Raw genomic sequence first — 23,680 nt, forward strand, 5'->3', positions numbered from 1 at the left:
ATGTATATTATTCTATTAACCATAATATACGTTATATAGAGAATAAGTAATATGAAAATTGGGGGATTATTGTGAAAAAGAGATTTTTAAGTATGATGTTATTAACATTAGTTGGTGTATGACTTTTAGCAGGATGTAATGCCGCAACTAAATCTTCTACAGGAAGTGATGCAGATAAGACTACAGCGGAAAGTAATAAAAGTAGCGAAGCTAAAGAAAAGGATGTTTTTTTAGAAGCAACATTAAATATAGATGTAGCTGCAAGCTTGAAAAATTCTATGACAGAAATAGTAGAACTTTATAACAAAAAGCAGCCTAATATTACTATAAGAATAAATGCAGATAGTTCTGGAACTTTGCAAAATCAAATTGAAGAATCTGCAGGAACTGATGTGGATATGTTTTTCTCAGCATCAACAAAGCAGATGAATAAATTAAAAGAAGAAGGATATATAAATGAAGATTCAGTTTCAAATTTATTAAAGAATGAAGTTGTATTAATATCTGCTAAGGGAAGTGGTACAAAAGTAACTGGATTTGATAATATTACTGAAGCAAAAAGTTTTGCACTAGCTGGAGAGAGTGTTCCAGTTGGACAATATTCAAGACAGATATTTAATAAACTTGGAATAAATGAAGCTATTAATAAAATGGAAATTAATCAATGTGATAATGTAAGTGCAGTTAAAGATGCTGTAGCTGAAGGATCTAATGAAGTGGGTACTGTATACTATTCGGATTATTATTCTGTAAAAGATAAAGTGGATTTAATAGCTAGAGCAGATGAATCATGGTGTGATCCAATAGTATATCCTGTAGGTTTAGTTAATAATAAAAATGCTGATGATAATCAAAGGAAAGCAGCAGAGGATTTTATTAATTTCTTAAATACAGATGAAGCAAAAACAGTATTTGAAAAATATATGTTTATGATTAGTAAGTAATAGAGTATGGTACTGGATATGCTAGGGACAATGGATTGGAGTCCATTATTTATTTCAGTGAAAACAGCATTATTTGCAACTATAATATCTTTTTTTATTGGTATATTTGCAGCTGCTAAAGTAATGAAAGTAAATCCTAAAATCAAAGCTTTAGTAGATGGAATTTTAACATTACCTATGGTTTTACCTCCTACAGTAATGGGATATGTTTTATTACTGTTGTTTAGTTTGAGAAGACCTTTTGGAGCTTTTTTATATGAAAATTATAATATAAAGATAGTGCAAACGTGGACAGGCTGCGTAATTGCAGCAGTTGTTGTGTCTTTTCCTCTTATGTATAGAAGTACAAGAGGTGCTTTTGAACAGATTGAAATGAATATAATTTATGCAGCACAAACTCTTGGCATGTCTAATAGGAAAATATTTTGGAAGATAATCATACCATCAGCAAAGCCAGGAATTTTGTCAGGAATTATTTTGACATTTGCAAGGGCATTAGGCGAATATGGAGCTACATCTATGCTTGCAGGGAATATATCTGGAAAAACAAGTACTATATCTCAGGTGATAGCTATGGTAATGAAAGATGGCGATTATTTAAAAGCAGGAATATGGGTTATCATAATAATGATTTTTGCATTTTGCATTGTTTCAGTTATGAACCTTCTTCCTGAAAAGAAAAAAGCAGTACAGATGAGGTGGAAGTAATGTCATTATATGTTGATATGGAAAAGAAATTAAGCAATTTCACTTTGAGGGTCAAGTTTAATGCTGAAAATGAAATCTTTGCATTGCTTGGTGCCTCTGGTTGTGGTAAGAGCATGACGTTAAAGTGTATAGCAGGAATTGAGAATCCTGATTCGGGGAAGATAATATTAAATGGTAGGATATTATTTGATTCGAATAAAAGTATATGCATTCCTCCTCAAGAAAGAAGGGTGGGATACATGTTTCAAGATTATGCATTATTTCCAACTATGACAGTAGAAAAAAACATATTACAAGGAATAAATAGAAAATCCATTGGAAGAATCAGTGGATTTTTTTCTGAAGATAAAAAGTTGCAAAAAGAGAATGACAATAGAAGAATAAAAGATATTATAAAAAATTTTCAATTAGAAGGATTAGAAAATCAATATCCAGATAAATTATCAGGTGGTCAGAAACAACGTGTAGCAATGGCAAGGATGATAATATCAAATCCAGAAATAATTCTTTTAGATGAACCATTTTCAGCACTAGACAGCTATTTAAAGTGGAAGATGATAAATGAAATGGAAGATGAATTGAATAAATTAAAAACTACTGTTTTATTTGTATCCCACGATAGAGATGAAGTTTACAGATTGAGTAATATAATTGGTTCAATGAATAATGGAATTATTGAAGTCATAGAAGAGAAAAAAGAGTTTTTTGATAATCCTAAGACTGTAAATGCAGCAATACTTTCAGGGTGTAAGAATGTTGTGAAGGCTGAGAAGAAAGATGATCATCATATAAATGTGCCTGAATGGAATATGGAGCTTTTTACTGAAAAACAAGTTCCCAATAATATTACTGCAGTAGGTATTCGTGCACATGATTTTATACCATATAAATTAGATGAAGAAAAAAATAAAAACTATCCAATATGTAAGGATAATATTTTTAACATTATTCATGATGAATATTATATAGAAGAAAATCAGTTTGAATGGACTATTTATTTTAAATGTTATAAACATATGAATGATAAAATTCAATGGAAGATAAGTAAAGCTGTATTTTCAAAAGATGATATGGTTAATAAACTTTATGTAATGCCTGATAAAATATTGTGCCTTACAGATTAATTGAATAAATCAAGAATATATCGTATATGTTTAAATGATGGTGTTAAAATATTAGAAATAAATAAAAAGTCAGTAAGCAAGGGAATACCCAAGTTTACTGACTTTTATGGAGGCACCACCCAGATTTGAACTGGGGAATAAAGGTTTTGCAGACCTCTGCCTTACCACTTGGCTATAGTGCCATATGAATCAACTGTTATATTATAATATATATATAAAAATCATAAAATTATTCATATATTTTAAAAAATATTTCATGTACCATTTAATTATTATTTTAAATGGTACATGTTTTTTTATTATAGTATAAAAAATCCTACAGCTATGATTATGTATACTGCAACCAATTGAGCACCTTCTAGCCAGTTTGATTCTCCATCAGATGCGACTTTATCGGCAATTAGTACAGCAGCTAAAAGTGCTATGAGTTCAAACTCATTAAATATAATGCTCATTGGAGTAAATAAAAGGCTTAAAAAAACTAAAATAGGAGCTACAAATAATAGGATTTGAAGGCTGGAACCTAATGCTATTTCAATAGCAACATCCATCTTATCCTTTAGGGCCATAGTAACAGCAGTACTATGTTCAGCAGCATTTCCTATTACAGGGATGAGTATTATTCCTACAAAATATTCACTTAAGCCCATAGTTGTAGTTATAGATTCTATACCACCAACAAGAAATTCACTTTCAATAGCAATAAGAACGGTAGAAGCTAATAAAACAATTAGAGATTTTTTAAGAGACCATTTTGCTTTTTCAGCACATTCTTCACCTTCAGCGCTTGTGCTATATAGGTGTTTATGTGTAAAGAAAGAGAAAATAAGACTTAATATGTAAAGTATAAACATTACAACTGCTACAGCAATACTAAAACCTTCATATTTTGTATTTAATAATTCAGGAGATATTGTATGCGTAAATAGTGCTGGAACACTGACTCCTATCACTGAAAATAACAGCATACTAGAAGTAACATTTGCAACATTACGATTAAATTTTTGTGTTTTATGTTTTAAACCACCTGCAAACATGCTTAATCCTAAAACTAAGAGTACATTACCGATTAGTGATCCAGTAATAGAGAATTTTACAACATCAAATAATCCTGCTTTTAATGCAAAAAATGAAATTATAAGTTCTGTTGCATTTCCAAAAGTGGCATTTAAGAAGCCACCAATTTTAGGACCTGTATAAAAGGATATTTCCTCAGTTCCTTCACCCATAAGTCCAGCAAGAGGGACTATTGATAAACATGAAAGTACAAACATTATGCTTGATGATACATTCATAAACTTAGCCACTATGCTTATGGGAATAAATATAAGAAGAAATTTTAAAATTTTCATATATAATAACATTCCTTTCTTTTGTTTCTTATCTATTTAGTTTAAACAATATTTTATTAATTATTTGGAAAAGAATAATTCAATATAATTATGATTATTTGATTACTTAAACTTGGAGTAACATAAAATTTTATTAATCATATTATATAGTGACATGACTAAAGGGTTAGTAAACTGCCTCTGTCAATTAGCTTGCCTTTTCTGAGAGAAACAGGTTTCACGTCATACTTGTATAAGAAGTTTTTGACTTCTTTTCCATATCTGTAATGCTCTAATTCACCAAAGAAGGCCATCCTGTCATTGTTAATCATACCGCCAACTCCGCCAATAAAACCATAATTTAAGGAAGGCAATAGTATATCTTCAGGAGGAATTAATAAAATATCAAAGTTATATTCTTTTAATGAATTTACAATACCTTTATCACTTGTAATAAGTGCATTTTCTCTTACAGGAAGAACTGAACATTTTGAATAACCTTGAGGTACATTTATTAAAGTTTTTGATTCTTGAGATTTTAATAGATTTTCATCTGTGTGTGTTAAGGTATGAATGAAATAATTATCTAATATTAAAGCATTTAAAATAATATCTCCGGGATATGTATTAGACAAGGAATTTTTTGAAAGAATATATTTTATGTGGTTTCTATTTAGAATATCTTTAAAGTCATCACATATATCTTTGTGAATTATAAGTTGATCTGAAGAATTATTTTTTAGTATATTTAGCTGAATATCAGGATGTCCGTTTATGGCATCATATACTTTTGATGTTTTTGGAACACATATAGTGTTTATATTTAGTTTTTCAAGATTTTTTAGCTCTTCGAGAGTGAGTCTATAATCAACAAAAGCGTGCATAGTATCCTCCTTAAAATATATATTATAAATTTAAGTCAAAAAATATAAAAAATAATTTATATTTATATATTTTGAACCTAAGCTGAATCTATGTCAACAAATAACTAAAATAAATAATCATCTGCATATAAGATAATTTTTCATACATACTAATATTAAGAAGGGAGTGAAATCCATGCTTATTTTGAAATTAGCTTATAATGAAGAACTTAATTTTGGTCGAGACTTGCAGGAGCTAAGAGAAACACTTAAGAAAAAAAATATTTTAATAGGACTCGTAGAAAGCATTGAAGGAAAAACCCATATAATTAAAGTCATATGTGATGAAAATTCTTATAGTGAAGAGATAAAAGATATTATTAACCTATATGTTAGTAATATATTATATAAAATAGTAATAGAAAACTATAGACAAAAAGAAATGTTAGAGTTTTTAATTGATAATTATTTTTTCTTAAAGCAGAATGAAATATTAGAAATTGAAGAAGCTGTATTAGATGTTTTAAGCTTTAAAAAGGATCTTAGTGAAGAAAATTCTATTTACTGTTTAAATATAGTAAATTCAATTATAGAAAAAATACGAGACTGCATTTGTGAAAAGCAGGAGATAAATGTTGATGGGTTTATAACATTTAGAATGCGAAAACTCAGAGAAGATATTGAAAAAATCATAGATAAAGTTGTAGAAAAGTACATGGTAGATAAAGAATACGAAGAATTTGTGAAGCTTTTAAAATATTTTGTTGATATTCAGGAATCTAAAATAGAAGAAATAAAAATTTATATAGATGAAGTAAGTAATTATACTGTCAAAGATGGAGTTGGAAAGGATTTATTTAAAGATTTTTTAATTCAGCTGGCAGGAGATATGAGTAATCTCAATGTTAATGTTGAAGATATACTTATAAGCGGATTAATAACAAGTTCTCCAAAGAAAATAACAATCTATGGAGTAAAAAATTGTAACAATAAAGAATTTATAAATACAATAAACAGTGTATTCGGAGATAAGGTAAGATTATATGAACAATGTGATGAAATAGGTGATAAAAAAATTTTGACGAAAAATATTGACATGTATTAGTTATAGTGATATACTTGGCTTTGTTAAGAAGAAACAGCCGTTTCTCACCTTACAATGTCGAGTGATTATTAGTTGGGTTTTTTATGGATATCTATGCATTATGTATTGATAATATGAGACGGCTAATAAGGCCGTCTTTTTATTATGTATAGAGTTTTTCGGAGGTGAAAAATATTAGTAAAGATTTTTCAATAAATGAAGAAATAAGAGAAAAGGAAGTTAGATTGATCGGTAATGACGGATCTCAATTAGGAGTTATGTCAGCAAACGAAGCAAGAAGACTTGCCGAAGAAAGCGACTTAGATTTAGTTATGATTTCTCCAAATGCAAAACCACCAGTTTGTAAAATTATGGACTATGGTAAGTTTGTATATGAGCAATCAAAGAAAGAAAAAGAAGCTAAGAAAAAGCAAAAAGTTGTTAATATTAAAGAAATTAGAGTTAGTCTAACTATTGAGGAACACGACATTGACATAAAAGCAAAAAATGCAAGAAAGTTCCTATTAGATGGAGATAAAGTTAAAATCACTGTTAGATTTAGAGGTAGAGAAATGGAACTTGGCCATATGGGTCAAAGAATTCTAGATATGTTTGCTTCTAAACTAGAAGATGTTTGCCTAATAGAGAAAAATGCTAAAAGAGAAGGTAGAAACATGACAATGGTTTTAGGGCCTAAAAAGGCATAACTTGAGAGGAGGATTTTAATCATGCCAAAAATGAAGAGTCATAGAGGTGCAGCAAAGAGATTTAGAAAGACAGGAACAGGTAAGCTTAAGAGAGCTAAAGCTTTCAAGAGTCATATCTTAACTAAGAAGAGCTCAAAAACTAAGAGAAATCTTAGAAAAGCTGGATACGTTTCTAAAGCACAAGAAAAAGTAATGAAGAAATTATTACCATACCTATAAGATAGAGTATTTGGTACAGGAGGTTTAAGTAATGGCAAGAGTAAAGAGAGCAAAGAATTCTCGTAAAAATCATAAAAAAGTTTTAAAACTTGCAAAAGGATACTACGGTGGAAAGAGTAAGTTATTTAAAACTGCTAACGAATCAGTAATAAGAGCATTAAGAAATGCTTATGTTGGAAGAAAGAACAAGAAGAGAGACTACAGAAGTCTTTGGATAGCAAGAATTAACGCTGCTGCAAGGATGAACGATATGTCTTATTCTAAATTCATGAACGGAATTAAAGTAGCAGGAATCGACATAAACAGAAAGATGTTATCTGAAATAGCTATCAACGATCCAAAAGCATTCGCTGAATTAGTAGAAGTTGCTAAAAAAGCATTAAACGCTTAATACATAAAATGCGGTCTAGACCGCATTTTATTTTTATATGAAAAAATATATTATATAATAAATAACATTATAGCTATTAAGTTATTATTTGAAAGTTGATATATTAAAATGGAACAAGCCTATATTATATCAATTATTAAGTGTTAATTTTATTTTGACTTTAAAAAATGCTTATTTGAGGTGGAGAACAATGAAAGATTCATTAAAAGCTAAAAGAATGAGTGCTGTAAGAATACTTGCATTGGGTTTTGCAATTACCATTTTAATAGGAGGAGTAATTCTAAGTCTTCCAATATGCAGTAGTCAAGGAACATATACAAATCTTTTGGATTATATATTTACAGCAACATCAGCAGTATGTGTAACTGGACTTGTGACTGTTGATACTGGAACTCACTGGAGTACATTTGGCCAAGTTGTAATAATGATTCTGATTGAAATAGGCGGACTTGGTTTTATGTCTGTAGGGACATTTATAGCTGTTCTATTAGGTAGAAAAATAACTCTTAGAGACAGGCTTGTAATGCAAGAAGCAATGAATGCTTTTAAAATTCAAGGTGTTGTAAATATGCTACGTTATGTTATTGGGCTTACTATAACAATACAGTTAATTGGGGCAGTATTGTTATCAACTGTATTTATTCCTCGATATGGAGTGGCAAAAGGTATATTTTATAGTATTTTTCATTCTGTTTCAGCATTCTGTAATGCAGGGTTTGATTTGATGGGAAATTTTTCGGGTTTAACTACCTATAATAAGAATTATTTGGTGATAATAGTTTTAGGATTGCTTATAATAATAGGTGGAATAGGCTTTACTGTTTTAATTGAACTTATCAATTATCCTACTAGTAAAAAATTAAGTACACATTCAAAGATGGCTTTACTAGTAACTGGAGTATTAATATTGTGGGGGACTATAAATATATTAGTATTAGAATATCATAATCCAGGTACTTTAAAAGATATGACCTTAGGGCAAAAAATACTTAATTCATTTTTTTCTTCAGTTACACCGAGAACTGCAGGATTTAATAGTATATCTAATGGAGATATGACTAACGCTGGTAAATTCACCACTATAATTCTTATGTTTATAGGCGGATCACCAGGGTCAACGGCAGGAGGACTTAAAACAGTAACATTTGGTGTGTTAATCTTAACAGTTGTTGCAGCTATGGAAGGAAGAGAAGATACTGAAGTTTTTGGAAGAAGATTTCCAAAAGAAACGGTGTATAAATCATTTGCTTTATTTTGTATAGCTATGATACTTGTATTTGCAGTTACTATGATTTTGACAGTTACAGAACCATCGATGAACTTTATAGATTTACTTTATGAAGCAACATCAGCATTTAGTACAGCAGGACTTACTACAGGAGTGACTCAACAACTTACTAATTGGTTGAGTAAAGTTATTTTAATAATAACAATGTATTGTGGAAGAGTGGGACCAATGACTGTTATATTAGCTATTGTAAATAAGAAGAAAAAAAGAGGAATTAAGTATCCAGAAGGAAAAATATTAATAGGTTAAAATTGAAATGGAGATAATAGAGTATGAATAAAAAGCAATTTGTTGTAATAGGATTGGGGAGATTTGGGTGCTCTCTTGCTAAAACAATATCTCAATTGGGAAATGATGTACTTGCTATAGATAAAGATGAAGAAAGAGTTCAAGAGATTGCAGATCATGTTACCCATGCAATTCAAATGGATGCTACAGATGAAGCTGTACTACAAAATATTGGAATAAGAAATTTTGATGTTGCAGTAGTTTCTATTTCTGATGTGCAAGAAAATATAATGTCAGCACTTCTAATTAAAGAAATGGGAGTAAAGTATATAATAGCAACAGCTCATAATGAGAAGCATAAAAGAGTTCTATCTAAAATAGGCGTAGATAAAGTTATACTTGCAGAACAAGATATGGGAATAAGAGTTGCACATAATCTCGTATCTTCAAATATCTTGGATTATATTGAATTATCATCTGAATATAGTATTATGGAAGTTGAAGCTTTAGATGATTGGATAGGGAAAACTCTTAAAGATTTAGCACTTAGAAAAAAATATGGAATAAATGTTGTTGCTATGAAAAATAGTAAAAGTGTTAATATATCTCCTAGTGCTGATGATATAGTACATGAAGGAGATATTATAGTTGCACTTGGAGCAGTAAAAACTTTAAGAAATTTTGAAAAATTATTATTACAAAGATAAAGGTTTTGAGGTGAAAGCTTTGATTTTTATTGAAAGTAAAGGGAATAACTTATTTAAAGAAACAAAGAAACTTAAAGAACGAAAGAACAGAATAAAGAGTGGAAAATATATAATAGAAGGATTTAGACTTGTTCAAGAAGCCTTTAAAGCAGGGATTGATGTTGATTATTTGATAGTTACAAGTGATGGAAAAGAAAAGCTTGATTCATATTTAGGTGAATATTTAAATGAGAAAAGCAATATTTATGAAATGACAGATACACTTTTTAAAGAATTGATTTCTACTGAACAGCCACAAGGAATAGTTGCAGTTATTAATATGAATGAAAAGCCATTAGATTTAAACGGTAGTTTTTATCTTTTATGTGACAAGGTTCAAGATCCAGGCAACTTAGGAACAATAATAAGAACAGCTCATGCAGTAGGTGTTCAAGGGATAATATTAACTAAAGGAACTGTAGATATTTATAACGAAAAAACTATACGTTCAACAATGGGATCTATTTTCTATGTTCCAATTCATTATGATGATGAAAATTTTACTCTTGTAAAGCAGCTTAAAAGTGAAGGATTTAAGACTGTTGTTACATCACTAGATACAGATAAAAATTTCTTTGAGGAAGATATAAGAGGAAAAGTGCTTTTAACTGTTGGAAATGAGGGTAATGGGGTAAGTGATGAAGTTTACGAGCTTGCTGATATAAAGGTTAAGATACCTATGCCAGGAAATGCAGAGTCCTTAAATGTTGCAATTGCTACATCTGTTATTATGTATGAAAAAATAAGACAGGATTCTTTTAATAAAAGTTTATAAAAATTTGTGATATAAGATTAGAACAGTTATTTAAATAGAAAATAAAAAAGCGTTACCAAAAGTGGCAACGCTTTTTTAGAATTAGGAATAGGTATAAATTTACTTTGAAACCTAGATAATTTTATTTTGCTTGCATATCTAGGTATGCTATTATAGCATCCATATCTTTATCGCCTCTACCAGAAAGATTTACAATTATGATTTTGTCTTTGTCAAGTTGAGGTGCTAATTTTATGGCTTGAGCAATGGCATGTGATGATTCTATTGCAGGAATTATACCTTCTACCTTTGTAAGATATAAAAAAGCAGATACTGCTTCATCATCAGTTATTGCTGTATATTTAGCTCGTTTTATATCTGCTAAATATGCATGTTCAGGGCCTACACCAGGATAATCAAGACCAGCTGAAACAGAATATGCTTCAGCTATATTACCATCTTTATCATGAAGTACATATGTATTCATTCCATGAATTATTCCTGTTTCACCTTTAGTTATTGTTGCGGCGGTAAGTTCAGTATCTACACCTTTTCCAGCAGCTTCAACACCAATTAAATTTACATCTTTATCTTCAATAAATGGATAGAAAATACCTATGGAATTACTTCCACCGCCAACAGCAGCAAGTATATAATTTGGGAGACGTCCTTCTAACTCCATTATTTGCTTTTTAGCTTCATCGCCTATTATTCTTTGAAAATCTCTAACTATAGTTGGATATGGATGTGGTCCTACAGCAGATCCTAAAAGATAGAACGTTTCACTACAATTACTAGACCAATAGTCAAGTGCTTCATTTACAGCATCATTAAGAGTTCTTGTCCCACTCATTGCAGGAACTACTTCTGCACCTAGAAGCTCCATTTTTTTAACATTAAGAGCCTGCCTTTTCATATCTTCTTCACCCATGAATACTTTACATTTTAATCCGAATTTTGCAGCAACAGTAGCAGTAGCAACGCCATGCTGACCAGCCCCTGTTTCAGCTATAACTTTCTTTTTACCCATTCTTTTGGCTAATAGAACTTGGCCAATAGCATTATTTATTTTATGTGCCCCAGTGTGATTTAAATCTTCTCTTTTTAAATAAATTTTTGCTCCACCTAAGTCTTTAGTCATGTTTTCTGCAAAGTACAATGGACTTGGTCTTCCTGTGTAATAATTTAAATAATATTTGTATTCATCCCAGAAGGTTTTGTCATTTTTAGCTTTTTCGTATTCTGCCTCTAATTCATTTAATGCTTTTAGTATTTTTTCAGGAACATATTGTCCGCCATAATCATTAAATCTACAACCCATTTTTACTCTCCTTATTGCTTATTATTTTGATTTTTGTAAAAATTATACCATAAATATATTTGAATAGTAAAATATAACCTGAAAATATAATAAAAAAATAAAAAGATAAAGTTTTGTTTAAAAAAATGATTTTGATAAAATTAGACTTTATTTTTGAGAAGTATAAAAATAGTATTGACTTTATACTTACTATAAACTTTATACTATCTTGAGAAACAACAAATAATATTTAAGAGAGAGAGGTTTTACAAATGATAAAAAAATTTTTAGGTTATGCTATTCCCTCAGCTCTTGCAATGTTTGTTTCATCTTTATATACAGTTATTGATGGAATATTTGTTGGGCGAGGTGTTGGAGATATGGCTCTTGCAGCCGTAAATATAGTAATGCCACTTACAATTATGTTTTTTGGTATTGGTACAATGTTTGCTGTAGGAGGAGGAACTTTAGTATCAAAAAACTTTGGTGCTGGTAAAGATGAAGAAGGTGTTACTGTATTTAGGCAGGTATTTAAGTTTCTTTTAATAATAAGTACATTAATAAGTTTGATTTTTTCAATATTTTCTAATCAGGTGGTTGCAGTACTTGGAGCGACTGATAATATAAAATCATTGGCGGGAGAATATTTAAAGTATTACTCTATTTTCTGTATACCTAATTTAATTGGAATAGCCCTTAATAGTTTTGTTAGAAATGATGGAAGACCAAAACTGGCAATGGTATCGACAATTTCTGGAGCAATAACTAATATTATTCTTGATTATGTATTTATTTTTATATTAGGAATGGGGATTAAAGGTGCAGCAATAGCTACTGGATTAGGTCAAATTATTACTGTGATGATACTAGTTCCTCATTTTACATTAAAAAGAGGAAAACTTACTTTTGGAAATGCATCATTAGATGTGAAAGTAATAAAATCATTTATTACTGTTGGAATACCATCATTTTTAGCAGAAGCAGCATTTTCTGTTATAATATATGTTCAAAATATTGCATTAGTCAATTTTATAGGGAATAGTGGATTGGCAGCATTTAGTATTATAAATTATATAACTACAAATATATATATGGTTCTTTTAGGTGTTACATTTGGTGCACAACCACTTATAAGTTATAATTTTGGAGCTAAGAATGCAAAAAATATGATTGATGTGTATAAAATTTCTAATATAACATCATTAATTATAACAACTATATTTACAGGAATGTGTTTTTTATTTGGAAGAGAACTTGTAGGAGTATTTACTTCAGATGTAGAAATTATAAATATTGCTTATAATGGATTAAATTTTACTAATCTAGGCTTTTTTGCGGTAGGAATGAATCTTACTACGACAGTATACTATCAATCTGTTGAAGTGCCTAAGTATTCAAATTTACTTTGTATATTTAGATCAATAGTATTTTTGCCAGTAAGTGTATTTGTTCTTGGTAAGATTTTTGGGATAGATGGAATTTGGTTAGGTTTTCTTGTTTCTGAATTATTATCTATGATATCATGTGCGTTTATTGCATATGTTCCAAGATATACACTAAAAAATATAGCTCAATAAATTATAGGAGGTGGGATTTATATCTAAATATTTTTCTATTGGAGAAATTGCTAAAATGTTTAACATATCTACTCAAACCTTGAGACTTTATGACAAAATTGATCTGTTGAAACCAGCACACATAAATACAGATAGTGGATATAGATATTATTCAATAGAACAGTTTGTAAAACTGGACTGTATAAAGATGTGCAAAACTATGGGATTATCACTGGAAGATATTAAAGAACTTATTGGAAATGATAGTTCTGTAGAATCAATGCTTGAAATAACAAGACAGCAGAAAAAGGCATTAGAAGCTAAAATAATTGAATTAGAAAATATGAAATCTCATCTTAATAATTTTGAAAGCAGAATAGATAATGCAGTAAGTATAGGATTTAATAATATAGTTCTAATTGACAATGAAGAAAGATATGTAATTAAATATAATTATATATCGAAGACACCAGAAGAGCTAGAAGTGAATCTTAGAAAAGTTATTATAGATGCAGAAGAAAAGTTTGGTATATTAAATAGTGATATTGGATTTACTGTTTCTTATGACGATATAGTTAACAAAAATAAGGTTGTATTTAAGAATTTAACAATTCATATTTACAATAATAGAGAAAATATAACTTTAGGTAATATATCTGTACTTCAAAAAGGTACTTATATCACTATGTATATAGATGACAGCTCTTTTGATAATAGAAATTATTATAATGAAATCTTAAAGTTTGCAGAAGCAAATAATATTAGAGTCACTAGTGATTTTATAGAAACTGAAATAATAGCCAGAGTTAACAAAGAAGGTAAAGGTAATAATCTTGCAAAGATTGAATTGCTTTGTAGGTAAAGTTAAAGTTTTTATAATATATTATTGTTACGTAAAGTGAAAAAACTATTGTAATTTCAAAACTTTATTTGTATAATTAGATGTATTAATCAAATAAGTTAAAAATTATGATTGAGAGAGTAGTTTTTACGGAGTTTTCAGGGAGAAAGGGCCTGTAGACTGAAAGCCTTTTTAAGCAAAGTAATTATGAAGTTCACTCAGGAGTTCTAGCTATGAAATAATAGTAGTAGCTAGCGGCATGGAAATGTCGTTAATAAAATTAAGTTGGGTAGCTTTTTTAAAGCACCAATTAGGGTGGTAACGCGGATAATTCGTCCCTTGTTTTAAGGGGCGATTTTTTTATGCTAAAAAGTTGGTAAATTAATAATTAAGAGGATAATATTCTTAATATTAACTAAACGGCTTAATCAAATTTTTAATGGATTAGATAAGCTTTACTTTGAGCGAAGAATAAGCTATTGAAAGGAGAAGAATAATGAAAGAAAAACTACAAGAGCTACAAGAATTAGCTTTAAAGCAAATTGAAGCTGCAACTAAAAGTTCAGAATTAGAAGAAATAAGAGTTAAATTCCTTGGAAAGAAGGGAGAACTTACTACAATACTAAGAGGTATGGGATCTGTAGCACCAGAAGAAAGACCTTTAGTAGGTAAAATGGTTAATGAAGCTAAGGCGACAGTTGAAGCTAAATTAGAAGAAGTTATGACAGTAATAAAAAATAAGGAAAAAGCTGAAAAGCTTGCAAGTGAAACTATAGATATTTCACTTCCAGGAAAGAAGAAGGTTATAGGAAAAAGACATCCTCTTGATTTAACGTTACAAACTATGGAAGATATCTTTGTATCAATGGGATTCACTATAGAAGAAGGTCCAGAAGTAGAATATGACCACTATAACTTTGAAGCTTTAAATATTCCAAAGAACCATCCAGCTAGAAGTGAACAAGATACTTTATACATCAACGATAATATAGTACTTAGAACTCAAACTTCACCAGTTCAAGCTAGAGTTATGGAAAACCAAAAGCCACCAATAAAGATGATTTCACCTGGTAAAGTTTATAGAGCTGATTCAGTTGATGCAACTCACTCACCTATATTCTATCAAATGGAAGGTCTTGTTATAGACAAGGGAGTCACATTCGCAGACTTAAAAGGAACATTAGAATTATTTGCTAAGAAAATGTTTGGAGAAAAAGTTAAGACTAAATTCAGACCTCACCACTTCCCATTCACAGAACCATCAGCAGAAATGGATGCTACTTGCTTTGTATGTGGAGGAGAAGGATGCAGAGTATGTAAAAACAGTGGTTGGATAGAAATCTTAGGATGCGGTATGGTTCATCCTGACGTTTTAAGAAACTGTGGAATAGATCCAGAAGTATACAGTGGATTTGCATTCGGATTTGGTGTAGATAGAATGGTTATGCTTAAATATGGAATAGATGATATAAGATTATTATACGAAAGTGATATGAGATTCTTAGACCAATTTTAATCAGTTGAGAGTTGAAAGTGGAAAGTTTAAGTAAGAAAAGCTTGCAGCTTTTTGGAATTATATTTTTTGTTGAGCAATTTTTAAATTTAAGGTTATTATAGATTAAGGTTTAAGAAATAAATCAAAGTAATAATGAAAGAAATTCAAAGAAATTCCGCAGGAATTTCCACATAAAATTGTCAATTGCACACAAGGTGTACCCAAAAGGGGCATCGATTATTAACTGTCAATTGATCTAAGGAGGAGATATTATGAAAGTACCATTCAGTTGGTTACAAGATTACGTTGATATAAATGTAAGCCCTAAAGAATTAGGAGATAAATTAACATTAACAGGATCACAATTAGAAGAATTAATAATTCAAGGTGATACTATAGATAAAGTAGTAACAGGAAAGATTACTCAAATAGAAAAACATCCAGATGCAGATAAATTAAGCATCTGTCAAGTTGATATTGGAACTGAAACTATTCAAATAGTTACAGCAGCAACAAACATGAAGGAACAAGATGTAGTTCCTGTAGCTTTACATGGTTCAACACTTGCAGATGGAACTAAAATTAAAAAAGGTAAATTAAGAGGTGTACCATCAAACGGTATGTTCTGTTCAGAAGAAGAACTTGGAATTGCTGGAGATGAACCAGTACATGGATTATTAATATTACCTTCAGACACTGTTTTAGGTGCTGATATAAAAGAAGTATTAAAGTTAAACAAAGCTATCTTAGACTTTGAAATAACTTCAAACAGACCAGACTGTTTAAGTATGGTTGGTATGGCTAGAGAAACAGCTGCTGCATTAAGAACTACATATAAGATGCCAAACATGGAATATAAGGTAACTGGTAGTGGAAATGTAGAAGATGAATTAAAAGTAGAAGTTAAAGATGACTTATGCTTAAGATACATGGCAAGAAAAATTAAGAACGTAAAAGTTCAACCATCACCAGGATGGATGCAAGAAAGACTTCTTGAAGCTGGTATAAGACCAATAGATAATATAGTTGATATTACTAACTTCGTTATGCTTGAATTAGGTCAACCAATGCATGCCTATGATGCAAGAGAAATATCAACTAACAAAATAGTAGTTGAAAGAGCTAAAGAAGGAGAAAAGTTTACTACATTAGATGAAGTTGAAAGAAATTTAGATGATTCTATGCTTTGCATTAAAGACAGTGATACTATAGTAGGTCTTGCTGGAATAATGGGTGGATTAAACTCAGAAATTAAAGAAGATACTACAGAAGTTATATTCGAATCTGCAAACTTTGATGGAACTAACATAAGAGTTAACTCTAAGAAATTAGGTTTAAGAAGTGAAGCTTCAAGCAGATTTGAAAAAGATATAGATCCAAACTTAGCTAAATTAGCATTAGATAGAGCTTGCGCTTTAGTATGTGAATTAGGTTGTGGTGAAGTTGTAGATGGAACTATAGATATATACAATAAAGTTAAGGAAGCTGGAAAAGTTGTAGTAGATTCTAAGTGGGTAAATGCATTCCTTGGAACTAACTTAAGTAAGGAAGAAATGAAGAGATGCTTAGACAGCGTTGATTTGCCAACAGAAATAGATGGAGATAACTTAGTTGTAACAGCTTCAACATTTAGAATTGATATTAAAATAAGAGAAGATATAGCAGAAGAAATTGCAAGAATTTATGGATATGATGTTATTCCTGCTACAACATTCAGCGTATCTACTGGAAGAGAACCAAAATACAGAAAGAGAATATTAGATGATAAAGTTATAATGCTTGCTACAGGAAGCGGATTAAATCAATCTATCAGCTACTCATTTGTATCTCCAAAGGTATTTGATAAAATATGCCTTCCAGAAGATAGTGAATTAAGAAATGTAGTTAAGATAAAGAATCCATTAGGTGAAGATTATAGTGTAATGAGAACTACTACTTTACCATCAATGATGGAATCATTAAGCAGAAACTACTCAAGAAACAATGAATATGTAAGATTATTCGAAATGGGTAAAGTTTACATTAAGAATGAAGATGAAAATAAACTTCCGACAGAAAGACATATATTAACTATAGGTATGTATGGAGATTGTGATTACTTAGATCTTAAGGGTGCAGTTGAAAACATTACTGATGGATTAGGAATTAAAAATGTTAAGTATGAAAGAGAAAGTGAAAATGTAAGCTACCATCCAGGAAAAACAGCTAAGGTTGTAATTGGAAAAAATGTGGTTGCTACTTTAGGAGAAGTTCACTTAGATGTAACTGAAAACTATGGAGTAGATGTACCTTGCTATGTAGCTGAAATTAATTTAGATGCTCTTTATGAAGCTGCTGATATGGATAGAAAGTATAAACCACTTCCAAAATTCCCAGCAGTAACTAGAGATATTGCATTATTAGTTGATGATGTTATATTAGTTCAAGAAATTGAAGATACTATAAGAAGAGCTGGTGGAAACTTAGTAGAAAAAGTTGAATTATTCGATATTTATAAAGGTAAACAAATACCAGAAGGTAAGAAGAGTATAGCTTATGCAATTGCATACAGAGATACAAACAAGACATTACAAGATAAAGATGTAAATAAGGTTCACGATAAGATATTAAGAGCTTTAGAACATAAGTTAGGTGCAACATTAAGAGATTAATATATGATTTACATTATATATTAAAATATATTTAATGTAACATAATTTGGAAACGAGGGTGTTAAAATCCTCGTTTTTTATATTGTTATTTTTAAGTGAAAATATAGAGAATTTAAAAAAATAGATGAGAATAATAGTGAGATTAAACCAAAATATTTAAATATAGTTATGATTTTCCTGCTATTGTTTTGAATAGAGTTATAATTATACTAATTATACAAGCACCTATAGAAGCATATATTAATAAGTCGTACATGATATGTATTCCTCCCTTTTAAACTTAGTGTTAATACTATTATATCTAATTAATGAATAATCTTACAACATTTAAATTAAAAGGGATTTAATGTTAATGCAAATTTATTTAAAAATAGAAGTGAGTTTTAAGAAAAGTTATAAGAAAATTAAAACTATAAGTTTATATTTAGAATTACTTAAGTTTTGTGTTTATGGTAAAATTTATATATAAAATCTTTTTATCAAAGTTAAAGCATATACAATAAAATAAATTACAAATTTTATTGTTTATTTAAAAAAGTATTTTTTATTGGATGAAAAAATAACATTAATAATAAATATTAAAAGTAAAGCAGGTGATTACAAATGGGTATTATAATAATTGCTTTAATTACAGCTATAGTAATATGGAAAAGTCTTTATACAATAGGACTTATAAGAACATTTGCAAAAGAAAATAATACTAAGCACAAGTGGATAAATATTATTTTTATGGGGAATTATATTATTTATTTTTATTTCTTAATTAAAGCTGCAATGGGATTATTAAAGTCACCTCTTGAAGGGCCTTTATGGCTTATAATATTATTTGTGATTCTTATTTTGATGAATATATATTACGATCTTAAAAATTGTAAATTTATAGAATAATATATTATATTATTTGTAAAATGTAAAAAAATATAGTTAAATATTTCTAAAATAATAAAAATATAATTTTATTCAATAATGAGGAGGAAATAAAGAACTGATATAGAATATAGATATAGGATATAGACATTTAAAGTGGTTAGAAGTGGTTAGAATTAAGCCAATTTTTTATTTAAGCGAAGCTGAGAATATTTTTGGCATATGAATATTTAATTAAATTTTAAGGCAGGAATGATTTTATCAGTTGAGTTTAAAATAAAATCTATAAACCAATGGTTATATGATTATCCACTTAGAAAATTGAAAATACTAGAAAATAAATTAAAAACTTTGCCTTTAACTAATAGGGATGCGTGAGCATTTCACAGATTCTTTTTTCAGGAGCATTTGAAAAAATAGTTCACAAAGTTGATTCTGTAAAATTTAAAAGAATATGCTTGAATAGAAAAGGACATAGTAAATATAGGAGTATTATCTAGAGTTGAAATTTGTAGTAAAGAAAAGTGGACTTAATATAATAGCTCAGATGTAAGTTTTAATGCTATAACGGAAAAAATGAATGATTTGGGAAATATAAGGAGTTTTTATTATGGAATTTAAACATGTATCGGTTTTGTTAAATGAATGTATTGATGCATTAAACATTAAAGAAGATGGGATTTATGTTGACTGTACATTAGGGGGAGCAGGACATTCATCACATATTTTAAAGCATTTATCAAAAGATGGAATGCTTATCGGAATTGATCAAGATAGGGATGCTTTAAAAGCAGCAAAAGAAAGATTAAAGGATTATGATAATGTAAGATACGTTCATAGTAATTTTTATAATATAGATAATATACTAACAGAACTTGATGTAGATAAAGTAGACGGTATATTAATGGATCTTGGAGTATCATCATATCAGCTTGATGAAGCTTCTAGAGGCTTCAGTTATATGCAAGATGCTCAATTAGATATGAGAATGAATAGAGATAATGATTTTTCAGCCTATGATGTTGTAAATAATTATAGTGAAGATGACCTTTACAGAATAATAAGAGATTATGGTGAAGAAAAATTTGCTAAGAGAATAGCTAACTTTATAGTTAATAAGAGAAGTATAAAGCCAATAGAAACAACTTTTGAGCTTGTAGATATAATAAAAGCTGCAATTCCAGCCAAAGCTAGAAGAGAAGGCCCACATCCAGCAAAGAGAACTTTTCAGGCTATAAGAATAGAAGTTAATTCTGAATTGAAGATATTAAATAAAACTATTGAAGATGGAATTAACAGACTTAATAAAGGTGGAAGAATGGCTATTATTACATTCCATTCATTAGAAGACAGAATAGTAAAATTAAAATTTAGAGAATTAGAAAATCCATGTACATGTCCAAAAGAATTTCCAGTGTGTGTATGTGGGAAAAAGCCATTAGTAAAAGTATTAAGCAAAAAGGGAATTGCGCCTACAAAGCAGGAAGTAGAAGAGAATCCAAGAAGTAGAAGTGCAAAAGTGAGAGTTGTTGAGAAAATATAGAATATTGTATAATGGATGGGGAAGTGAAGTGTAATGCAGGGAAGAGAGTATGGATATATAAAAGGAAATACAGCAGTAGCTCCTGTTAGAAAACCTAAGATAAGTAAAAATAATAAAAAGAAAAATAGTATACTAAGAAAAAAGAGCAAAGAAAGAGCAATAATTGCAAATAAAAAAAGTGATAGAAAATATATGTTTTTAGTTGTTGCAACTGTTTTTATAATAGGATGTGTTACAATAGCTGGAGACACAAATATATACAATATGCAGAGACAAGTTACTCAACTAGATAGCACTATAAAAACGATGAAAGAAGAAAATGAAGCTTTAAAAGTTAAATTACTTAAATATTCATCTTTAAGCAATATTGAAGACAATGCAAGTACAAAACTAGGAATGCATATGCCGTCTACAAATGATGTTGTAAAAATAGATTTCTCAGAAAATTATTTCAGTGGTGTTTCGCAGGAAAATCATAGTGTTAAAAATTCTGGAAAAGGACTATTCTCTAAGATTGCTGATATATTTAAATAAATATAATTAAAAGTAAGGACTCAGAAGGGATTTTTGAAAAAATATTTCTATCTGAGTCTTAAGTGTTTAAGAGGATAAATGGGGGAACGTAGTTGAAAAGGAAAAAGATACGTAATATAAAAAATAATACCGGGAAGAAAATTGTAAGAAATACTAAGAAGAATTATGGAAGATTAAGATTAGCAAGGTATGGTTTGTATGTGTTTTTGGGGATTTTAATTATTAGATTAACATATATAATGACTATAAAGGCACCAGAATATGCTGGAATGGCTGAAGAACAATGGACAAGTGAAGTAAAAATTGATGCAGTAAGAGGGAAAATATTAGATAGAAATGGAAAGGAACTTGCTGTATCAGCTGATGTTTATAGAGTTGACTTGGATTTAAAAACACTTAGAGATTATTTGTCTACAAATTTAAGTAGACTTAGTTCAAAGGAAATAGCAAGAAGACAGAGCCTTGGAATCCCAGTTCCAAATGGAGATAATGATCTGACAATAAATGATATTGCACCAGTAATCGCTAATGCTTTAGATATGGATAAGGATGTAGTATTAAAAAAGCTAGACACTAGATTAGAAAGTGGTATGCCAGCTGATGCTGCAACTTTAATAAGAAGAATAGAAAAAGATCAGGCAGATAAGGTAAAAGATCTTAAAATTGATGGAATAGTAGTATCTAAGGACACAAAAAGAATCTATCCTAACAATAATTTCTTAGCTCATGTTCTTGGATGTACGGATACAGATGGAAAAGGGCTTACTGGAATTGAAAGTGAATATAACACGTATTTATCGGGAATACCAGGAATTAAAATTGGAGAATTTGATAAGAATAATAATGATCTTCCATATTCACAGTCTGCTTTTACATCACCAGTAAATGGTAAGGATGTAAATCTTACAATAGATGAAACAATCCAGTCATTTGCAGAAAAGGCAGCAGAAGAAGCATATACAAATAATAAAGCAAAAGCTGCTTCAGTACTTGTAATGGATCCAAAGACAGGTGAAGTACTTGCTATGGCAAATAAACCTGATTTTAATCCTAATACACCTTATGAAGGATATGAAGGATTTGATGGGGAAACAGAGAGCGACAAGATTCAGAAAATGTGGAGAAACAGACTTGTAAGTGATTCATTTGAACCAGGTTCTATATTTAAAGTTATAACAGCAATAGCTGCTTTAGAAGAAAATGTAGTTAATGATGATTCTACATTTTATTGTAATGGAAGCATAAAAATAGCAGATAGAACTATTAATTGTTGGGAACTTGGAGGACATGGAGCTCAGACCTTCCCTGAAATAGTTCAAAATTCATGTAATATTGGTTTTATAAAAGTAGGAGAAATGCTTGGTAAAGAAAAATTATATGAATATATTAAAAAGTTTGGATTTGGAAAAATTACAGGAATTGACTTACAAGGTGAAACTGAAGGAATAGTTAAAACTCCTGAAAATACTTCAACAACAGATTTGGCAACAATATCGTTTGGTCATACAAATACAGTAAACTCTGTACAATATATGGCAGCATTTAATGCAGTAGCTAATGGTGGTACATGGATACAGCCTCATCTTATGAAAGAAATAACCCATGAAGATGATAATGGTGCAAAAGTAGTTGATGAAACATATAATCCAAATAAAAAGATTGTTGCAAGTGAAGACAAGACAGCAGAACTTAGATCTTATCTTGAAAGAGTTGTAACGTCAGGTTCGTCCACAGCAACATTTATAGATGGATATCATATAGGTGGTAAGACAGGTACTGCTAAAAAAATGGAAAATGGAAGATATATAGATGGTAAATATATATCTTCATTTGTAGGAATGGCACCAGTAGATGATCCCAAGGTTACAGTTATGATCACAGTTGATGAACCTAGTACTGGAATGTATTATGCAAGCCAGGTTGCAGCTCCATATGCAAAGCCATTATTTATGGATATATTTAATTATTTAAACAATAAGTTCTCAAATGAAGGAGAAAATAAGATCGCTAAGGAACATATAATTCCAGAAATAAGAGGAATGAAGAAGGATGACGCAATCAAAGTGTTAAGTGACTTGAATTTAGAATATGAAATAGATACTGATGGAGATAAGGTAGCTTCAGTAAAACCATATCCAGGAACTGCAGTTAAAGAAGGTTCTAAGATAACTATTTCAGCATCAGGAAGCTCTGATGACAGTAAGAACATTGTAATGCCAGATGTCAGAGGATATGCTAAAGAAGATGCATCGAAGGTATTAGAGAATTTAGGACTGTCAGTAGTCTTTGAAGGTGAGGGTGTAGTGGCGGAACAGAGTATATCTCCAGGTGAGATAATAGCTAAAGGAACCACTGCAGCATTAAAATTAAATATGAATTATAAAGACTAATGATTATAAAAAAACAGCTCGTATTTTGACGCACGGGCTGTTTTTTATTGGCAAAAAATAATAGGATAATATGCTATAGTATTACAGAAGTTTTTGATATGAATAAATTGAAAATA

Annotated in this window: 21 protein-coding genes, 1 tRNA gene, 1 pseudogene and 2 other annotated features; of the genes and pseudogenes, 19 read left to right on the forward strand and 4 right to left on the reverse strand. The window is 29.6% G+C overall.

Features of this window, described 5'->3' with window-relative positions; genetic code table 11:
• Positions 1-248: 248 nt before the first annotated feature.
• The 3 genes from modA to HF850_RS02545 are packed head-to-tail and all read left to right on the forward strand — an operon-like array spanning position 249 to position 2,776.
• Positions 249-944, forward strand: a complete 696-nt coding sequence (gene modA / locus HF850_RS02535) for a molybdate ABC transporter substrate-binding protein (RefSeq protein WP_347564384.1) — start codon at positions 249-251, stop codon at positions 942-944.
• A gap of 18 nt (positions 945-962) precedes the next feature.
• A complete protein-coding gene (gene modB / locus HF850_RS02540; RefSeq protein ID WP_243159368.1) occupies positions 963-1,652 on the forward strand; it encodes a molybdate ABC transporter permease subunit in 690 nt (229 codons plus the stop codon).
• Positions 1,652-2,776 (forward strand): ATP-binding cassette domain-containing protein, encoded by a 1,125-nt coding sequence (locus HF850_RS02545; RefSeq protein WP_169103913.1) that lies wholly within the window; start codon positions 1,652-1,654, stop codon positions 2,774-2,776. Before modB ends, HF850_RS02545 begins: the two co-directional genes overlap by 1 nt.
• Before the next feature lie 107 nt (positions 2,777-2,883).
• Here HF850_RS02545 and HF850_RS02550 read toward each other — a convergent pair.
• From HF850_RS02550 to HF850_RS02560, 3 genes are all read right to left on the reverse strand, one after another.
• A tRNA-Cys gene (locus HF850_RS02550) sits at positions 2,884-2,958 on the reverse strand.
• A 117-nt stretch (positions 2,959-3,075) separates the two neighbouring features.
• A complete protein-coding gene (gene cax, locus HF850_RS02555) occupies positions 3,076-4,128 on the reverse strand; it encodes a calcium/proton exchanger (protein WP_169103914.1) in 1,053 nt (350 codons plus the stop codon).
• Between the two features lie 158 nt (positions 4,129-4,286).
• Positions 4,287-4,991 carry a DUF6873 family GME fold protein gene (locus HF850_RS02560; protein ID WP_169103915.1) on the reverse strand — a complete coding sequence of 235 codons (705 nt, stop codon included), beginning with the start codon at positions 4,989-4,991 and terminating at the stop codon, positions 4,287-4,289.
• Between the two features lie 175 nt (positions 4,992-5,166).
• Between HF850_RS02560 and ytxC the strand changes: the two genes are divergently transcribed.
• The 7 genes from ytxC (at position 5,167) to HF850_RS02595 (ending at position 10,408) form a co-directional block, all read left to right on the forward strand.
• The gene (gene ytxC, locus HF850_RS02565) at positions 5,167-6,075 is read left to right on the forward strand and encodes a putative sporulation protein YtxC (protein ID WP_169103916.1); all 909 of its coding nucleotides are present in this window, start codon (positions 5,167-5,169) and stop codon (positions 6,073-6,075) included.
• Positions 6,076-6,094: 19 nt separating this feature from the next.
• Positions 6,095-6,224, forward strand: a sequence feature (ribosomal protein L20 leader region).
• A 15-nt stretch (positions 6,225-6,239) separates the two neighbouring features.
• Entirely contained in the window at positions 6,240-6,761 is a 522-nt protein-coding gene (gene infC, locus HF850_RS02570; protein WP_169103917.1) for a translation initiation factor IF-3, read from the forward strand.
• 21 nt (positions 6,762-6,782) lie between these two features.
• A complete protein-coding gene (gene rpmI, locus HF850_RS02575; protein ID WP_169103918.1) occupies positions 6,783-6,980 on the forward strand; it encodes a 50S ribosomal protein L35 in 198 nt (65 codons plus the stop codon).
• A gap of 31 nt (positions 6,981-7,011) precedes the next feature.
• Entirely contained in the window at positions 7,012-7,371 is a 360-nt protein-coding gene (rplT, locus tag HF850_RS02580; protein ID WP_169103919.1) for a 50S ribosomal protein L20, read from the forward strand.
• 190 nt (positions 7,372-7,561) lie between these two features.
• Entirely contained in the window at positions 7,562-8,908 is a 1,347-nt protein-coding gene (locus HF850_RS02585) for a TrkH family potassium uptake protein (protein ID WP_169103920.1), read from the forward strand.
• A gap of 23 nt (positions 8,909-8,931) precedes the next feature.
• Complete coding sequence (locus HF850_RS02590) at positions 8,932-9,594, forward strand: TrkA family potassium uptake protein (RefSeq protein WP_169103921.1); 663 nt, start codon at positions 8,932-8,934, stop codon at positions 9,592-9,594.
• A gap of 19 nt (positions 9,595-9,613) precedes the next feature.
• Positions 9,614-10,408, forward strand: coding sequence for an RNA methyltransferase (locus HF850_RS02595; protein ID WP_169103942.1), 795 nt, complete (start codon positions 9,614-9,616; stop codon positions 10,406-10,408).
• Positions 10,409-10,529: 121 nt separating this feature from the next.
• Here HF850_RS02595 and trpB read toward each other — a convergent pair whose 3' ends face one another.
• Complete coding sequence (trpB, locus tag HF850_RS02600) at positions 10,530-11,708, reverse strand: tryptophan synthase subunit beta (protein ID WP_169103922.1); 1,179 nt, start codon at positions 11,706-11,708, stop codon at positions 10,530-10,532.
• Between the two features lie 251 nt (positions 11,709-11,959).
• On the opposite strand from trpB, the gene HF850_RS02605 reads away from it, so the two are divergent.
• The 9 genes and pseudogenes from HF850_RS02605 (at position 11,960) to HF850_RS02640 (ending at position 23,564) form a co-directional block, all read left to right on the forward strand.
• The gene (locus HF850_RS02605) at positions 11,960-13,264 is read left to right on the forward strand and encodes an MATE family efflux transporter (RefSeq protein WP_169103923.1); all 1,305 of its coding nucleotides are present in this window, start codon (positions 11,960-11,962) and stop codon (positions 13,262-13,264) included.
• A 10-nt stretch (positions 13,265-13,274) separates the two neighbouring features.
• On the forward strand, positions 13,275-14,105 hold the full coding sequence (locus tag HF850_RS02610; protein WP_347564382.1) for a MerR family transcriptional regulator: 831 nt from the start codon (positions 13,275-13,277) through the stop codon (positions 14,103-14,105).
• Positions 14,106-14,203: 98 nt separating this feature from the next.
• Positions 14,204-14,427, forward strand: a binding site (T-box leader).
• A 153-nt stretch (positions 14,428-14,580) separates the two neighbouring features.
• A complete protein-coding gene (gene pheS, locus HF850_RS02615) occupies positions 14,581-15,600 on the forward strand; it encodes a phenylalanine--tRNA ligase subunit alpha (RefSeq protein ID WP_169103925.1) in 1,020 nt (339 codons plus the stop codon).
• Positions 15,601-15,851: 251 nt separating this feature from the next.
• Entirely contained in the window at positions 15,852-18,230 is a 2,379-nt protein-coding gene (gene pheT / locus HF850_RS02620) for a phenylalanine--tRNA ligase subunit beta (protein ID WP_169103926.1), read from the forward strand.
• Positions 18,231-18,833: 603 nt separating this feature from the next.
• Positions 18,834-19,118 carry a hypothetical protein gene (locus HF850_RS02625; protein ID WP_169103927.1) on the forward strand — a complete coding sequence of 95 codons (285 nt, stop codon included), beginning with the start codon at positions 18,834-18,836 and terminating at the stop codon, positions 19,116-19,118.
• A 231-nt stretch (positions 19,119-19,349) separates the two neighbouring features.
• Positions 19,350-19,628 (forward strand): annotated as a pseudogene (locus HF850_RS15560) (cell division/cell wall cluster transcriptional repressor MraZ); the annotation flags it as partial.
• Between the two features lie 79 nt (positions 19,629-19,707).
• On the forward strand, positions 19,708-20,640 hold the full coding sequence (gene rsmH / locus HF850_RS02630) for a 16S rRNA (cytosine(1402)-N(4))-methyltransferase RsmH (protein ID WP_169103928.1): 933 nt from the start codon (positions 19,708-19,710) through the stop codon (positions 20,638-20,640).
• 33 nt (positions 20,641-20,673) lie between these two features.
• A complete protein-coding gene (locus tag HF850_RS02635) occupies positions 20,674-21,174 on the forward strand; it encodes a cell division protein FtsL (RefSeq protein WP_169103929.1) in 501 nt (166 codons plus the stop codon).
• Between the two features lie 200 nt (positions 21,175-21,374).
• Positions 21,375-23,564 (forward strand): stage V sporulation protein D, encoded by a 2,190-nt coding sequence (locus HF850_RS02640; protein WP_347564385.1) that lies wholly within the window; start codon positions 21,375-21,377, stop codon positions 23,562-23,564.
• Positions 23,565-23,680: the final 116 nt, after the last annotated feature.

It is taken from the genome of Clostridium sp. SM-530-WT-3G, from assembly GCF_012843905.1.
Lineage (GTDB): Bacteria > Bacillota > Clostridia > Clostridiales > Clostridiaceae > Clostridium.

Bases quoted from the DNA above. Each gene is read 5' to 3' on its own strand.
- pheS (WP_169103925.1), top strand. From the start codon at position 14,581: ATGAAAGAAAAACTACAAGAGCTACAAGAATTAGCTTTAAAGCAAATT.
- modB (WP_243159368.1), top strand. From the start codon at position 963: ATGCTAGGGACAATGGATTGGAGTCCATTATTTATTTCAGTGAAAACA.
- HF850_RS02635 (WP_169103929.1), top strand. From the start codon at position 20,674: ATGCAGGGAAGAGAGTATGGATATATAAAAGGAAATACAGCAGTAGCT.
- HF850_RS02560 (WP_169103915.1), bottom strand. From the start codon at position 4,991: ATGCACGCTTTTGTTGATTATAGACTCACTCTCGAAGAGCTAAAAAAT.
- rpmI (WP_169103918.1), top strand. From the start codon at position 6,783: ATGCCAAAAATGAAGAGTCATAGAGGTGCAGCAAAGAGATTTAGAAAG.
- HF850_RS02625 (WP_169103927.1), top strand. From the start codon at position 18,834: ATGGGTATTATAATAATTGCTTTAATTACAGCTATAGTAATATGGAAA.
- HF850_RS02590 (WP_169103921.1), top strand. From the start codon at position 8,932: ATGAATAAAAAGCAATTTGTTGTAATAGGATTGGGGAGATTTGGGTGC.
- ytxC (WP_169103916.1), top strand. From the start codon at position 5,167: ATGCTTATTTTGAAATTAGCTTATAATGAAGAACTTAATTTTGGTCGA.
- trpB (WP_169103922.1), bottom strand. From the start codon at position 11,708: ATGGGTTGTAGATTTAATGATTATGGCGGACAATATGTTCCTGAAAAA.
- HF850_RS02585 (WP_169103920.1), top strand. From the start codon at position 7,562: ATGAAAGATTCATTAAAAGCTAAAAGAATGAGTGCTGTAAGAATACTT.
- rsmH (WP_169103928.1), top strand. From the start codon at position 19,708: ATGGAATTTAAACATGTATCGGTTTTGTTAAATGAATGTATTGATGCA.
- pheT (WP_169103926.1), top strand. From the start codon at position 15,852: ATGAAAGTACCATTCAGTTGGTTACAAGATTACGTTGATATAAATGTA.
- cax (WP_169103914.1), bottom strand. From the start codon at position 4,128: ATGAAAATTTTAAAATTTCTTCTTATATTTATTCCCATAAGCATAGTG.
- rplT (WP_169103919.1), top strand. From the start codon at position 7,012: ATGGCAAGAGTAAAGAGAGCAAAGAATTCTCGTAAAAATCATAAAAAA.
- HF850_RS02545 (WP_169103913.1), top strand. From the start codon at position 1,652: ATGTCATTATATGTTGATATGGAAAAGAAATTAAGCAATTTCACTTTG.
- HF850_RS02605 (WP_169103923.1), top strand. From the start codon at position 11,960: ATGATAAAAAAATTTTTAGGTTATGCTATTCCCTCAGCTCTTGCAATG.